Origin of the sequence: Streptomyces sp. T12, from assembly GCF_028736035.1 — a bacterium.
In the GTDB taxonomy this organism is placed as follows: Bacteria; Actinomycetota; Actinomycetes; order Streptomycetales; family Streptomycetaceae; genus Streptomyces.
This window is the reverse complement of sequence record NZ_CP117866.1, coordinates 6,796,547-6,810,899: the sequence shown is the minus strand read 5'-3', so window position 1 is coordinate 6,810,899 and position 14,353 is coordinate 6,796,547. Positions and strand designations below refer to the sequence as shown.

The window sequence follows — 14,353 nt, the reverse complement described above, 5'->3', positions numbered from 1 at the left end:
CGTGACATCCTGACCAGGTGAACGGTCCCGAGATCCGCGTCGAATTCGCCCCCGAGCTGCGCCTGTTCCTGCCGAACGGACGGCGTGCGGGCGACGCCGCCCGGGTGACCACCGACGGTGTCTCGACCCTCGGCCATGTCGTCGAGTCCCTCGGCGTCCCGCTCACCGAGGTCGGCACCCTGGTCGTCGACGGCCGCGAGGTGCCGGTGGCGCACGTCCCGGCCGCGGGCGAGTCCGTGACGGTACGGCCCGTCGAGCGCCCCCAGCGGGTGCCCGGCGCTCCCCTGCGCTTCCTGCTCGACGTCCACCTCGGCACCCTCGCCCGCCGTCTGCGCCTGCTCGGCGTGGACACGGCGTACGAGTCGACGGACATCGGCGACCCGGCGCTCGCCGCCCGCTCGGCCGCCGAACAGCGGGTCATGCTCAGCCGTGACCGGGGACTGCTGCGCCGCCGCGAACTGTGGGCCGGCGCTTTCGTCTACAGCACCCGCCCCGACGACCAACTCCGCGACATCCTGGAGCGCTTCCGCCCCGAGCTGCGCCCCTGGACGCGGTGCACCGCCTGCAACGGCCTGCTCAAGGACGCCACCAAGGACGAGGTGGCGGACCAGCTGGAGGGCGGGACGCAGCGGTCGTACGACGTCTTCGCGCAGTGCACCCAGTGCAAGCGCGCGTACTGGAAGGGCGCGCACCACGAACAGCTGGTGGCCATCGTGGAGCGCGCCCTCGCCGATTACGCGAGCTGAAACTAACGCTTGCTCACCTCGCCCTTTCCGCAGGCGACTCCGTCCCTGTTCGGGTCCAGCCGCAGCGGGTCGTCCTTGCCGTTGACCTTCAGGCGGCCGTAGTCGTTCTTCTTCAGCCAGTCGCAGCGGGACTTCGTCGTCGCCTTCACGGTCGGCGGGAAGTCCGTCGGCACGCAGACGTTGGCGGAGCCGTAGTGCCGGTCGCAGCCGGAGACGGTCGGGGCGACCTTCTGGGACGTGCGTTTCTTGCCGGGGCCCGTGGCCTTGCCCTTGAGGTCGTCGGCGAAGTCGTGGACGTGTGCCGAGGCGTCCGTCGCGCTCAGGGCCTGCGGGCCCTGGAGGTGCACCCACTTGGCGACCGACGGGACGCCGTTCGCGTCGACCGCGAAGAGCATGTACCAGCCGGGCGGGGCCAGGTTGGGGTTGCTCGTCACGTTCAGGTCGACGTTGTTGCCGTCCACCGACAGCGGCAGGTCGACGAAGCGCTGGTTCGGGTCGGAGGAGTGGGTGACGGCGGCCGGGCGGATCAGCTCGGCCTTGGCGATGGGCCGGTCGACGGTGATCCGCTGGGTGTCGCCGTACGTCCACTCGGTGTCGATGACCGAAGTGATCGTCGGCCGCTCGCCCTTGAGGAGATAGGGCGGGGTGTAGATCGACACGTCGTGGTTCCAGGAGCCGTTGCCCGGGTTGTCGCCGGTGGTCATCACACGGCCGTCGGGGAGGAGGAAGGCGGAGGAGTGGTAGCCGCGCTCCTCCGGGTCGGCCGCCACCGGGTCGAAGGTGTTGGTCGCCGGGTCGTAGAGCGACGACTCGTACACCGGGTCGGCCCGGTTGTGCAGGGCGCCGCCCGTCTCCAGGACCTTGCCGTCGGGCAGGAGTACGGCGGAGACGTACATCTTGCCCTGGTTGCCGGTCTGGGCGACCTTGCCGTTGCCGAGGTCGACGGTGCCCTGCGGGAGCGGCGGGCCTGCCACGTAGGACGGGTTGGCCTGCTTGAGGTCGATGACGTCGGTGAGGCGGTTCGCGTCCGGGTTGGAGTCGATGTTGCCGCCGCCGAGGGTGAGGACCTTCTGGTCCTGGGCCGGGGGCAGCAGCACGCTCGCGGACTGGTCGCGCTCGTCCTTGTTCTGCAGACCCGGGATCTGCGTGACCGTGTTGGCGTCGTAGTCGTAGATCGCCGAGCCGGTGCCCGGGATGTTGTTGCCGAAGACATGGCTGCCCGAGTAGAAGAGGCGGCCGTCCTGCATCAGGATCATCGACGGGTACAGGCCCCAGTAGGACCAGGTCTGGTTGACCTTCCACAGCGGCTGCCACTGCTGCTCGGCGTCCGACCACAGCTCGGCCGTCACCGAGCCGGACGAGTCCTCCTTCAGGCCGCCGAAGGAGATCACGTCACCGTTGCCGAGGACCGTCGCCGACGGGTACCAGTGGCCGTCGTTCATGTCGTTGGTCCTGCTGTAGGTCTCGGTGACCGGGTCGAAGAGGTACGAGTCCTTGTAGCCCTGGTAGCCGATGGTGCCGTCGGCCGACGGATAGCCCTTGTTGCCGCTCATCACGAGCACACGCCCGTCGTCGAGCTGGACATGGCCCGCGCAGAACATGTCCTTGGGCGTGGGGATCTGCTTGTACGTGCCGTTCTCGGGGTCGTAGACCGCGCTGGTGAAGGTGCCCGCCTTGAACATCTCCTCGCTGTTGCCGGAGCCGGCGATCAGCAGCACCTTGCCGTTGTTGAGGACGACGGAGTGCATGGAGCGGACCGGGTTCCGGGTGGGCAGGACGTCCCAGCGGCCGTTCGCGCACTCCTCGGCCGTACCCGTGCACACAGGGTCCGGGACGGGGTCGGTGACCTGGTCCATCGTGTAGTCGTCGGTGGTGACGGCGCCGGTGCCGTAGACGGAGACGCCCCAGGCGATCCGGTCGGTGCCGGCGGGCACCTCCGGCGTGCGGACCGTGGCCTGCGTCCAACCCGCCGCCATCTCCAGCGTCTTGAGGTCGGTCCAGTACTGCCAGCCCGCCGTGGCGTCGTGCCGGAAGAGGGTGATCGAGGTGTCGGGGGTGGTCGACTTGTACCAGAGCCCCAGGTCGTACTGCTTGCCCACGGTGACGACGGGCGCGCACTCGGCGGACTCGGTGATGAGCGCCTTGCGGTCGCCCTCGACGCGGCGGGTCATCGTGACCTTCATGGCCTTGCCGCCCGAGTGGGCGTCGGCCACCGTCTCGAAGGTGAAGTCGTTGTCGCCCCAGCCGGACTTCTTCCAGCAGTAGGGCATGTCGTCGCTGCCGGCGGTCTCGAAGCCGGGGTTCTTGATGAGGTTGGCGGCGGAGGCGGACTCGAGTGAGGTGAGGAGGAGGCCCCCCGTGAGGCCCATGAGGGCCAACAGGGCCGTTCTCCGTCCGGATCTCATGCGGTGCTCCTTGCTGTGCGGCTCCTGCGGGGCAGGTAGACCAGCGCTTCGGTACCGGCGAAGCGCAGGACGAAGGTGATGACCAGGGCCAGTGCGGTGGCCGGCAGCACGGCCAGCCCGAACTGCCCCACCAGCAGCGCGATCAGCGGGATGCGCAGCACCAGGTCGGCGTTGGCGAGCAGCGCGAACCGCGCGGTGCGGTCGGCCCAGTGGCGGTGCCGGCGCCGGTCGCGGAACAGCAGCTTCTCGATGAGCAGGAAGTTCCAGGCCACGCCCAACTGGTTGGCGACGATCTCCGCGGGGAGGTAGTGCAGCCCCGCCCGGGTCATCGCCCACAGCGCGAGAAGGTTCGGCACGAAGCCGGTCAGCCCGATCAGCCCGAACACCACCATCCGGGCCAGCGGGTCCGCCGTACGCAGCCCGGCGAGGTGCCGCAGGAAGCGCCGCCCCTCCGCCGCCGTGGACTTGGACTCCCCCGCGAACCGCTCCTGGAAGACGAACGGCACCTCGGTGACCGCGCGCGGACGGCTCCGCACGGCCAGCTCCAGCAGGATCTTGTAGCCGAGCGGCTTCAGCGCCTCAGCCGTGATGTCGCCGCGTCGGATGGCGAAGAAGCCGCTCATCGGGTCGCTGATGCCGTGCAGCCTGCGTGGGAAGAGGGACTTGGTCAGCCAGGTCGCCGCCCGCGACACGGCCACCCGGTAGCTGCCCGCGAGTCCGGCCCGGCTGCCGCCCTTGACGTACCGGGAGGCGACGACGAGCCCGGCGTTCGCCCGCTCGCCGGTGGCGACCAGGTCCGGTACCAGGGACGGCGGATGCTGGCAGTCGCCGTCCATGACGACGATCCAGTCCGACCCGGCCGCCTTCATCCCCTCGACGACCGCGCCGCCGAGCCCGCCGACCGGTTCGTCCCGGTGGATGACGGTCACGGGGAACGGGCAGTCCTGGGCCGCCTCCTCGATGACCTGCGGGGTGTCGTCGGTGGAGTCGTCCACGAAGACGACCTCGCAGGGCAGCCGGGACGGCACCGACTCGGTGATCTGGTGCAGCAACTGCCGTACGTTCGCCGACTCGTTGAAGGTCGGTACGACGATGGTGACGGCACCCGGCTCGGGCACCTCGACACCCTCTACGGTCGGATCGCCCAGCTCTCCGGGAGCGCCGGGGGCGGTGTATTCCTGGCTCATCGCACGCCTCCGGCGGCTGTCTGGATCTGGCGGATCTCGATGCGGTCCTCACCGCGGCCGAAGACGGCGACCGGCGCCGAGTGCTCCATGGCCGCCTTGACGTTGGGCAGGTCGACCGCGTCGCGCCGTACCGTCGGCGAGGCGACGACGTAGTCGAGGTCCTTCCAGCCGCGCGGCATCGTTTTCGTCACGGCCGGGTCGAGGTCGGCCTTGTAGAACCAGATGGCGCCGCGCCCGGGCTCGTACCCCGCGTGCACCAGGTCGAGCCAGAGCGCGTCGTCGACGAGGACCCGGGTGTCCTCGGGGTCCGCCACCTCGGTGGCCAGCCACTTCGAGGCGGCCTGGTAGGGCCCGTTGGCGTCGGCGGTGACGGCGGTGCGGTCGCCGTCGTACCAGCGCGGGACGACATAGGCGCCGGCGGCGATGGCGAGGACGGCCGCGAGGGCGTACCGCCCGCCGGTGACGTACCGCGTCTCGGCCTCGGACCGCCGGCGCCGCAGGACGGCGTGGGCGACGGAGGCCGTTCCTCCGGCGAGGACGAGGGCGAGGAAGGGCAGCGCCTGGATGACGTACATGGCGGGCAGGTAGCCGCTGGGACGCATGGCCACCAGGGCGAGGATCACCACCGCGCACGACGGTCCGGCGAGCGCCCGGGCGGTGACCGACCAGCGCCAGGTGACCAGGAGCAGCAGGCCGCCCGCGAGGCCGCCGAGGATGAGGACGCGGTCGTAATAGAGCCAGGACTGCAGGACGCCGTGGGAGCCGGAGCCCTGGTCGAGGACGAAGCCCGAACCGGGTCTGGTCATCTGGTACTTGATGCCGTCCCACAGCGAGACGTGCCCGCTGCCCGGGAACAGCTCGCCCTTCAGCAGGGCGAAGAGCGGATACGACAGGCCGATCAGCGTGCAGGCGGTGACGGCGCCGGTCAGGGCGAACTTGCGGGTGTCGCGGTGGCTGTGCCGCCACATGGTGACGAAGACGGCCGGGAGGACGAAGAGCATCGTCTCCTTGGTCAGCACGGCCGTGGCGGCCGCGATGCCGGCGCCGAAGTGGTGCCAGAGGTGGCGGCTCGGGGAGGCGGCGAGGGCGAAGGCGAGGAGCGTCCACATCACCGCGAGGTTGTCGAGGAAGATCTCCCGCTGCAGGACGACCGACAGGGGTGAGAGGCCGAACAAGACCATGCCGAGCCCGGCCGCCCAGCGCGGCAGGGACAGCCGCCGCCCGATCACGTAGACGAGGACCGCGCTGACGGCGCTGATGACGAGCATCGCGGCGCGCATGGTGCCGACGGTCATCGACTCGGGGCTGAGCGCGGCGGGGATCCAGGTCAGCAGGGCTATCTGGATCCAGCCGAGGGGTGGGTGGTCGTACCAGTAGGTGTAGTGGGCGAGTCCCCGGCCCTCCTGGACGGCCCAGGCCTGGGCGAGGTAGGTGCCCTCGTCGTCGCTGAGGGTGGGGTAGTCGGCGATGTTCCAGCCCTGCACGACGAGGATCGCGACCAGGAGGGCACCGCAGAGGAGCAGGTCGGGGCGGGAGGAGCGGAGACGGTTCGGCGGGGCCGTTCGGCCGGTCGAACGTGTTTCAGGGACAGGTTGTCTCTGCGCGGGGACCTTCGGAGTGGTCACCGCGGGAAGGGTGGAGGTCACGCAGGGACGTCCTCTCGGAGGTCTCGGGTCACTTCGGCGGAGGTGAGATGTGCGCCCACATGACTGGTCAGCTCCCAGTCGTTCCGACCGCGCTGCTCACGCCATACGGCGCGGACGGCGGCCCCGGCGAGGAGCACCTGGTAGAAGGGGCCGCCCACGATGAGCTTCAGGTAGTGGACGAAGCGGACGCGCAGCCCGTACTGCTTGCCGAAGTCGTGCAGTCCGACGACCTCGAAGACGAAGGCGACGAGCGCGGTGACGGCCGGCAGGAAGGTGATGAAGGCGATGGTCACGGACACGTCGAGGAACACCGCGATCGCGATGTTGAGCGGGATGATGAGCCCGGTGAAGGCCTGCATGAACGGCGTCATGAGCGTGTACCGGGCGAGCAACCGCTGCCCGAAGGTGGGCAGTTGCTTCCAGTCCTTCTTCCGGTAGACCTGCAGGAAGCCCTGGTTCCAGCGGGTGCGCTGCTTCAGCAGCGACATCAGGCTGCCGGGCGTCTCCTCCTTGGTCACCATGTCGGAGTCGTAGGCGACGACGACCTTCTTGCCGACGCTGGACAGCCGCACGCCCAGATCGCAGTCCTCGGCGAGGCAGTTCGGGTCCCAGCCGTCGGCTTCCCGCAGCACATCGGTCCGTACGAAGACGGTGTTGCCGCCGAGCGGGATGAACCCCTTCTGCGCGTGCAGGTGCAGTCGCGACCGGAACCAGAAGAAGTACTCCAGACAGTTGCGCAGGCTGTACCAGCTGGAGTGGAAGTTGATCAGCTGGACCCCGCCCTGGACCACGTCCGCCTTCGTCGTGCGGAACGCGTAGTCGACGTGCGCGAGGAGCTCCGGGTGGACCTGGTCCTCGGCGTCGAAGACCCCGACGACGTCGCCGCGGCAGTGCGGCAGCGCCGTGTTCATGGCCTTCGGTTTGTTCTTCTTCTCGTGGGTGTCGACGACGACACGGACCCGCGGGTCGCGAGCGGCGGCCCGTTCGGCGACCTCGGCGGTCTCCGGGTCGTCGTGCCCGACGATGACGATGATCTCGAAGTCGGTGTGGGTCGACTCCAGCAGGCGCTGGATGGTGTGGTCCAGCACGGCTTGTTCGTGCCGGGCCGGCAACAGCAGCGAGAACGACACGTGCTCGCCGCCGTCCGGTCTGCTGAACCGGGTGGAGGCGAGCACTTCGGGCGTACGCCACGCGTGCATCTGCCACCACAACGTGAAGGCCGCCATCCAGAACAAGGCCAGCGAGACGACGGCTATGAAGACAGACGTCAGCAACAGATCCCCCCAGATCCCCAATGCCCCCTGCCGCGACAGCACGTCACATCTGTCGCGGAACTGTGTAGACATTAAGGGCGATCTGTGAAGTCCGCAGGCCGTTTCCATGAAGAGCGCGTTTCATCACAACGAGCCCCGAGAGTGAACAATTCGAACGCAGGTCGCGTAACCGCCCCTTGTTCGCGGCCGTTTCAGCTGGTCAGCGCGGTCCGCAACTGGTCCGGATCGGTGGTCGGGGCATCGCAGGTGAAGTTTCGACAGACGTAAGCCGCAGGTTGACCCTGCTGCAGGGGCCGGTCGGCGAGGAGCGGAAACTCGTCACTCTCCGGAGATCCCACGGCCACGACCGCGCCCGGCGCGGTGCCGAGGAGCGCCGTACGGTGCAGTGCTTTTGTGCCCTCGTCGGACAGGGACGGGCCGACGACCGCGATCTCACGCGGCCCGTCGAGGTTCGCTTCCGCCACCGCGAGCCCCCAGCCGATGAAGCGGGGGACGCGCGGGCCGAGGGCCTTCACGACCCCCAACGCCCGCTCGGCGGCGAGGCGATGAGGCTCGGCGCCGGTCTGCGCGGCGTAGCTCAGCAGGGCACCGGCCGCGGCGCTCCAGCCGGAGGGGGCGGCGTTGTCGGTGGGGTCCTGGGGTCGGCGGATCAGCTGCTCGGCGTCGGCGGCGGTGTCGTAGAGGGCGCCGGACTCCTCGTCGGTGAAGCGGGCCAGGACGTGGTCGAGCAGGAACCCGGCGAAGTCCAGCCAGACGCCCTCACCGGTGACGGAGGCGAGCGCGAGGAAGCCCTCGGCGACGTCGCCGTAGTCCTCCAACACGCCCGCGTTCGCGCCGACCTGGCCGTCCTTGCTGGTGCGGGCGATACGGGCGTGGTCGTCGAGGTGCAGCCGTACGAGGAGGTCGGCGGCGCCGAGGGCGGCGTCCACGAGGTCGGGGCGGTCGAAGTAGGCGCCGGTCTCGGCGAGAGCGGCGATCGCGAGGCCGTTCCAGGCGGCGACGATCTTGTCGTCACGGCCGGGCTCGGGACGCGTGCCACGCTGGCGGAGCAGCCGCTCGCGGATCGAGGTGATCTTCTCGGCGTCGAACAGCTCGTCCTGCTGCGGGAGTTGCAGCACGGACGAGCCGTGCTCGAACGTGCCCTCCTCGGTGACACCGAAATACCGGACCGCGAGGTCGGCGTCCTCGTCGCCGAGCACCTCGCGCAGCTGCCGCGGCGTCCAGACGTAGTACGCGCCCTCGACGTGCTTGCCGGTCCCGTCGTCGCTGTCGGCGTCGAGCGCGGAGGCGAACCCGCCCTCGCCGGTGCGCAGTTCGCGCACCATGAAGTCGGCGGTCTCCAGGGCGACCCGGCGGGCGAGCTCGGAGCCGGTGGCGCGCCACAGGTGGGCGTAGACACGGCAGAGCAGGGCGTTGTCGTAGAGCATCTTCTCGAAGTGCGGCACGACCCAGTCGCGGTCGACGGAGTAGCGCGCGAACCCGCCGCCGAGCTGGTCGTAGATCCCGCCGCGGGCCATCCGCTCGCAGGTGTCCTGTGCCATCTGCAAGGCGCCCTCGGACCCGGTCCGGGCATGGTGGCGCAACAGGAACTCGATCACCATGGACGGCGGAAACTTGGGCGCGCCCCCGAACCCGCCGCGCTGCGGGTCGTACTCCCGGGTGAGCCCGAGGAGCGCCTGGGCGAGCTCCTCCTCACCGGGCGCCTCGGTACCGCCGTAGGAGATCTCCCGCCCGGCGAGATCCCGCACGATCTTCCCGGCGACCTCGTCGACCTCCTCCCGCCGGTCGGCCCACGCACTGCTGACGCCCTCCAGCACCTGCCGGAAGGACGGCGCGCCGTGCCGGGGTGCGGGCGGGAAGTAGGTGCCGAAGTAGAAGGGCTCGGCGTCGGGGGTGAGGAAGACGGTCATGGGCCAGCCGCCCTGGCCGGTGGCCGCCTGGACGGCCTCCATGTAGACGGCGTCCACGTCGGGGCGTTCCTCGCGGTCGACCTTGACGCTGACGAAGTGGGCGTTGAGGTAGTCGGCGGTCTCCTGGTCCTCGAAGGACTCGTGGGCCATCACGTGACACCAGTGGCAGCTCGAATAGCCGACGCTGAGCAGCACGGGCACGTTACGCTTCCGGGCCTCCTCGAAGGCCTCCGCGGACCAGGGCCACCAGTCGACTGGGTTGTCGGCGTGCTGAAGGAGGTACGGGGACGTCTCGTGCGCCAGTCGGTTCGGCATGGTGTCCATCCTGCCGCAGTATCCCGCCATCACGCGTCCGCACCCTCGCCTCCAGGTGCCCTTCCCGGCCCACTTGGCCCCATCCATGAAGGGCCCTGACCCGCAGCTGAACCCGCAGTCACAGACTCGACAATTGTCAACTTGGATCGGCACGATCGCGAACGTTCCTTCGATCATGTCGGGGAGGTGAGCGGTGAAGCTGCGCTACAACTACAGGATCCATCCGTCCCGCGATCAGCAGCAGACTCTGGCCCGCTTCTTCGGCTGCGCCCGCGTCGTCTACAACGACGGTCTGCGGATGCGGAACGAGGCGTACAAGTGCGGCGAACCGTTCATCACCGACGCCCAGCTGCAAAAGCTGGTCATCACTGCGGGGAAGAAGACCGAAGAGCGTCAGTGGCTGAAGGAAGCCCCCTCAGTCGCACTTGTGCAGTTCCTCGGGGACCTGCACGCCGCGTACCGGAACTTCTTCTCCTGGCGGCGCGGGGACCGCAAGGGCCCGAAGATGAACCCGCCGAAGCCGAAGAAAAAGACCGGGCGTCAGTCGCTGCGCTTCACCCGCAACGGCTTCGTCCTGCGGGAGAGCGGACGACTGTTCATCGCCAAGCTGGGTGACGTCGCGGTCCGCTGGTCCCGGCCGCTGCCAGCCGAGCCGTCCTCGGTCACCGTCATCAAGGATCCAACCGGCCGTTACTTCGCTCATTCGTCGTCGAGACAGAGGACAAGCCGCTGCCCGAGCTGGACCTGGAGGAAACCGACACCGGCATCGACCTGGGCCTGTCCTCTTACGCGGTGCTGCGTGGGCGGAAGATCGCCTCACCGAAGTTTTTCCGCCGCCAGGAGAAGAAGCTCCGCCGGGCCCAGCGGCACCTGTCCCGCTGCCAGAAGGGATCGAACAACCGACGCAAGGCCCAGCTGGCCGTCGCCAAGATCCATGCGCGCATCGCCGACAAGCGACGCGACTTCATCGAACAGGAAACCACCCGCATCGTCCGTGAGAGCCAAGCGGTCTATGTAGAGGACCTGAACGTGAAGGGCATGGGTACCCGGCGTGGCAGGCTCGGCAAGTCCGTCAACGACCAGTCCCTCGGCGTCTTCACTCGCACTCTGGAAGCGAAGTGCCACCGTTACGGACGTGGCCTTGTCAAGGTCGACCGTTGGTTCCCCAGCACACAACTGTGCTCGGCGCCCGGGTGCGGAGTTCTGCGCGGCCCGAAGGGGCGCGATCAGCTCCGCATCCGTCAGTGGGTCTGCGACTGCGGGGCCGTGCACGACCGGGATCAGAACGCCGAGTACAACCTTCGCGCCGAAGGGCGCAGACTCCTCGCCGCAGGGCTTGCGGAGAGGTAAAACGCCTGTGGAGCCCGCGTAAGTCCCCGCAAGCCGGGGCAGTGGGTGATGAAGCAGGAACCACCGAGCGGCAAAGCCGCCTGGAATCCTGGCCTTGAAGGCCGGGGGGAGGCCAAATGCGAGACAGCCATCGGACCGATGCCGAGCGGCTGTTGGCCCGGGCTGTGGAGGAGGAAGTGCGGCGCTCGGGCGGGCGCACCGACGGACAGGTGCTGATGTCACGGGCGCGCGGCGCGTTGGACGCCATGGCGCAGTCGGCGGCCGAGGAGTACGAGGCGTATACGCGCGCGCTGGACGAGACGGAGGCCGGCCGGCTGACGTTCGGACAGCGGTTCGCGCGGGAGGGCGGCCGTACGCCGCTGATGGTGGCGGGCGTCGCGGCGGTCGCGGCCGTCGTCACCGACCTGGCGCTCGGCACGAGCACGGGCACCGCGGTGGGCGCGGGCGTGACCGTCGGTGTCGTGGGCGCGGCGGCGACGGTCGTGAAGGTGGCCGGCACGCATCTGCCGGCCGCGCACCATCGCGCGGGTGCCGTGGGCCAGCCCGGCGGACCGGAACAGCTGCGGCTGCAGTGGCTGACGGCGCTGGAGGTACGGGGCATCCGTCCCTTCCTCGACCAGCAGCGGGTGCTGAGCGCGTCCACCGGCCCGAAGCAGACGGGGCCGCGGCTGAAGGGCGCGGACAAGAGCGCGGCGGCCCGTGGGCGGAACCTGCTGGAGCAGTCGTTCGGCCAACTCCCCGAGCCGACGGGCCCGTTCGCGGGCCGTAGGCAGGAGATGGCACGCATCCGGCAGTGGGTGCAGGCGGCGCGGGCGAGTACGGAGACGAAGCCGACGGTCGTCGTGCTGCACGGGGCGCCCGGCAGTGGTCGTACGGCATTGGCGATCCGCGCGGCCCACGACCTGAAGGACCAGTTCCGCGGCGCGTGCGTGGTGGACCTGCGCGGCGACACCGCGGACGAGCCGCCCCTGCCCACCAGGGATGCGCTGCTGCATCTGCTGAACCGTCTGGGCGCCCCGCGCGAGCAGCTCCTGTTCCGCGAGCGCTCCTCGGCGGACCAGCAGGTCAAGCGGCTGAGCGAGCTCTACCACCAGCACCTCACCGGCCTCCCGGTCACCGTCGTACTGGACGACGCCTCGGACCCGGAGCAGGTCCGTACCCTCGTCCCCGAGCGCTCCGACAGCCTGGTCCTGGTCACCGCCCGCGAGCCCCTCGACCTGCCCGCGGAGCTCGCCGCCTGGGTGCACCAGCTGCCGGTGGAGTCGCTGGACGCGGCCGGCGCGGAGGAGCTGCTGGCCGCGGCGGCGCAGGATTCCTCGGGCCCCTACGACGCCGAATCGGCCGACCGGATACGGGAGTTGTGCGGGGGGCTGCCGCTGGCGCTGCACATCGCGGGCTCGTCGCTGGGCCCGCGTTCACCGCGCACGCTGGCGACGGACCTGGGTGCGTACGGCCCGGTGGAGCCGATCGAGCGGGTGCTGTGGCTGCGCTACACCGACCAGTCGGAGGCGGCGAGGCGTCTGCTGCGCAGGCTCGCGCTGGCGGGCCGGGCGTCACTGGGCGCCGCGGCGGCGGCATCGCTGCTGGCCACGGACCAGGCGGAGGCGACCCGCCACCTGGTGGCCCTGTCGCAGTCGGGCTTGATCGACCACGTCCGCGGCGACCGCTACCGCCTGCACGACCTGGTCCGCGTCTTCGCCCACGCCCGCCTCCTCGACGAGGAGGAGCCGTCGGAGCGTACGGCGGCGCAGGAGCGGCTGATCGTGAACTACGCCGACCTCGCCGACTCGGTCCTTCGCCTGGTCGACGGCAACATGTCGACCCGCTCGGACCGCTTCAGCCCGCACGGCTTCACCTCGCTGGACGACGCGCTGCGCTGGCTGGACGACGAGTCGAGCTTCATCACGGCGGCGCTGCGGCACGCGGAGGACGTGAACCAGGCGGCGGTCCTGAACCTGCTGGGCGCGCTGTGCGACTACTGCCTCCTGCGTGGCGACCTCTACCGCCTGGGCGAGATCAACGAGCTGGCGCAGGCCGTGGACCAGGGCCTGTTGGTCCGCTCGGTGCAGTGGCGTACGGGCATCGCGGCCCGCCAGCTCGGCGAACTCGACAAGGCCCGCACGACCCTGACCTCGGTGGTCGACCTCTACCTGGAGGCCCAGCACGACGCGGGCGCGGCCCGCGCCCTGTGCTCCCTCGGCATCACGCTGCACCACCAGGGCAACCTCACCGAGGCGGCGGCCAAGCTCCGCGAGGCCCTGGACCTGCAGTCGGCCCCCGCCCTGGCGACGGACCGCGCCTGGACGATGCACGCGCTGGCGGCGGTGGAACGGGACCGCGGCCGCATCTCCGAGTCGCTGGACCTGCTGACCGACTCCCTCGCCCTGCACCGCGCGGGCGAGTCGATCCACGGCGAGGCCTGGGCCCACTTCCAGCTGGGCCAACTGGGCTTGCGCATGGGCGACGTACCGCGCGCGGAGTCGGAGTTGCGCACGGCCCTGGACCTGTACGGCCGTACCCGCGACGCCCGGGGCGAGGCCTGGGCGATGACCCAGCTCGCCCGCGCCCGCCTGGTCGCCGGCGACCCGTCCCCGGCGGTGGACGGCCTGCGCCAGGCGGCCTCCCACCACCGCGACAACGAGGACGCGCGCGGCGAGGCGTGGTCCGTCTACTACCTGGGCCAGGCCCTGGAGGAGACGGGCGCCCTGGACCTCGCGGTACGGGAGCTGGAACGTTCGCGCACGATGTTCTCGCGCATGCGGGACGTGTACGGCCTGGCGTGCGCCCGGCACCACTCGGCGCGGGTGACGCGGGACCAGCGGGCCGCCCAGACGGGCTCCCTGCGCAACTCCGGTTTCGCGCGCCAGCTCCTGGTCGACGCCCGCGCCGACTTCCAGCGCATCGGCGTGGCGCACGGCGAGGCATGGACATGCCTGGAGCTGGCGGTGGTGGACGCCGGGAACGCCCGTACGCAGCAGGCGCTGGCCCTGTGCGACGACGCGGTCGGACTGTTCGCGTCCTACGGCGACCGCAGGGGCGAGGACTGGGCCCGCTTCCTGCGCTGCACGCTGCTGCCCTATGCGGCGCCGGGGGGTGTCGAGGTCGGGACGGCCGTGGCGCAGGAGGAGCTGGCCCGGTTGGGGCGCGCCGGGCACGCACTGCGGGACGGGAAGCTGAGCGACTACGCCGAGGCGTATCTGCTCCTGCTGGAGCGCGGGGTGCAGCTGGAGGAGGGCTGGCAGGCCTGGCGGCTCGGCATGGTGCCCAACCGGCATGCGCGGGAGGTCATGGGCGTGGGCGTCGCGGCCGGTGCGTAGGCCTGCGGCCGTCGGCGGTGTAGGCGCGCGGGGCGTAGGCAGGCGTGGGCGCGCGGGCCTGAGGCGGGCGTGGCGCACGGGCCCGTAGGCAGGCGTGGGCGCGCGGGCCTGAGGCGGGCGTGGCGCACGGGCCCGTAGGCAGGCGCGGCGCACGGGCCGTAGGCAGGCGCGGCGCACGGGCCGTAGGCAGGCGCGGCGCACGG

The 14,353-nt window shown here is 70.5% G+C and carries 8 protein-coding genes and 1 pseudogene; 4 read left to right on the top strand and 5 right to left on the bottom strand.

Annotation, left to right across the window (positions count from 1 at the left end; all coding sequences use genetic code 11):
- Positions 1-17: 17 nt before the first annotated feature.
- Positions 18-746 (top strand): Mut7-C RNAse domain-containing protein, encoded by a 729-nt coding sequence (locus PBV52_RS30830; RefSeq protein ID WP_274242769.1) that lies wholly within the window; start codon positions 18-20, stop codon positions 744-746.
- Positions 747-748: 2 nt separating this feature from the next.
- Here the strand turns inward: PBV52_RS30830 and PBV52_RS30825 are convergent, their stop codons facing one another.
- The 5 genes from PBV52_RS30825 to PBV52_RS30805 form a co-directional block, all read right to left on the bottom strand.
- Positions 749-3,151, bottom strand: coding sequence for a galactose oxidase early set domain-containing protein (locus PBV52_RS30825; protein WP_274242767.1), 2,403 nt, complete (start codon positions 3,149-3,151; stop codon positions 749-751).
- Entirely contained in the window at positions 3,148-4,338 is a 1,191-nt protein-coding gene (locus PBV52_RS30820) for a glycosyltransferase family 2 protein (RefSeq protein ID WP_274242766.1), read from the bottom strand. Before PBV52_RS30820 ends, PBV52_RS30825 begins: the two co-directional genes overlap by 4 nt.
- Positions 4,335-5,984, bottom strand: a complete 1,650-nt coding sequence (locus tag PBV52_RS30815) for a glycosyltransferase family 39 protein (RefSeq protein WP_274242765.1) — start codon at positions 5,982-5,984, stop codon at positions 4,335-4,337. The genes PBV52_RS30820 and PBV52_RS30815 overlap by 4 nt, the downstream gene beginning before the upstream one ends.
- Complete coding sequence (locus PBV52_RS30810; RefSeq protein ID WP_274242764.1) at positions 5,981-7,258, bottom strand: glycosyltransferase; 1,278 nt, start codon at positions 7,256-7,258, stop codon at positions 5,981-5,983. Before PBV52_RS30810 ends, PBV52_RS30815 begins: the two co-directional genes overlap by 4 nt.
- A 191-nt stretch (positions 7,259-7,449) precedes the next feature.
- A complete protein-coding gene (locus PBV52_RS30805) occupies positions 7,450-9,483 on the bottom strand; it encodes a thioredoxin domain-containing protein (protein ID WP_274242763.1) in 2,034 nt (677 codons plus the stop codon).
- Positions 9,484-9,676: 193 nt separating this feature from the next.
- On the opposite strand from PBV52_RS30805, the pseudogene PBV52_RS30800 reads away from it, so the two are divergent.
- The 3 genes and pseudogenes from PBV52_RS30800 to PBV52_RS30790 form a co-directional block, all read left to right on the top strand.
- A pseudogene (locus PBV52_RS30800) lies at positions 9,677-9,748 on the top strand (helix-turn-helix domain-containing protein); the annotation flags it as partial.
- Between the two features lie 362 nt (positions 9,749-10,110).
- Positions 10,111-10,833, top strand: coding sequence for a transposase (locus PBV52_RS30795; protein WP_306801495.1), 723 nt, complete (start codon positions 10,111-10,113; stop codon positions 10,831-10,833).
- 116 nt (positions 10,834-10,949) lie between these two features.
- Positions 10,950-14,150 carry a tetratricopeptide repeat protein gene (locus tag PBV52_RS30790; protein WP_274242762.1) on the top strand — a complete coding sequence of 1,067 codons (3,201 nt, stop codon included), beginning with the start codon at positions 10,950-10,952 and terminating at the stop codon, positions 14,148-14,150.
- The last annotated feature ends 203 nt before the right edge of the window (positions 14,151-14,353 follow it).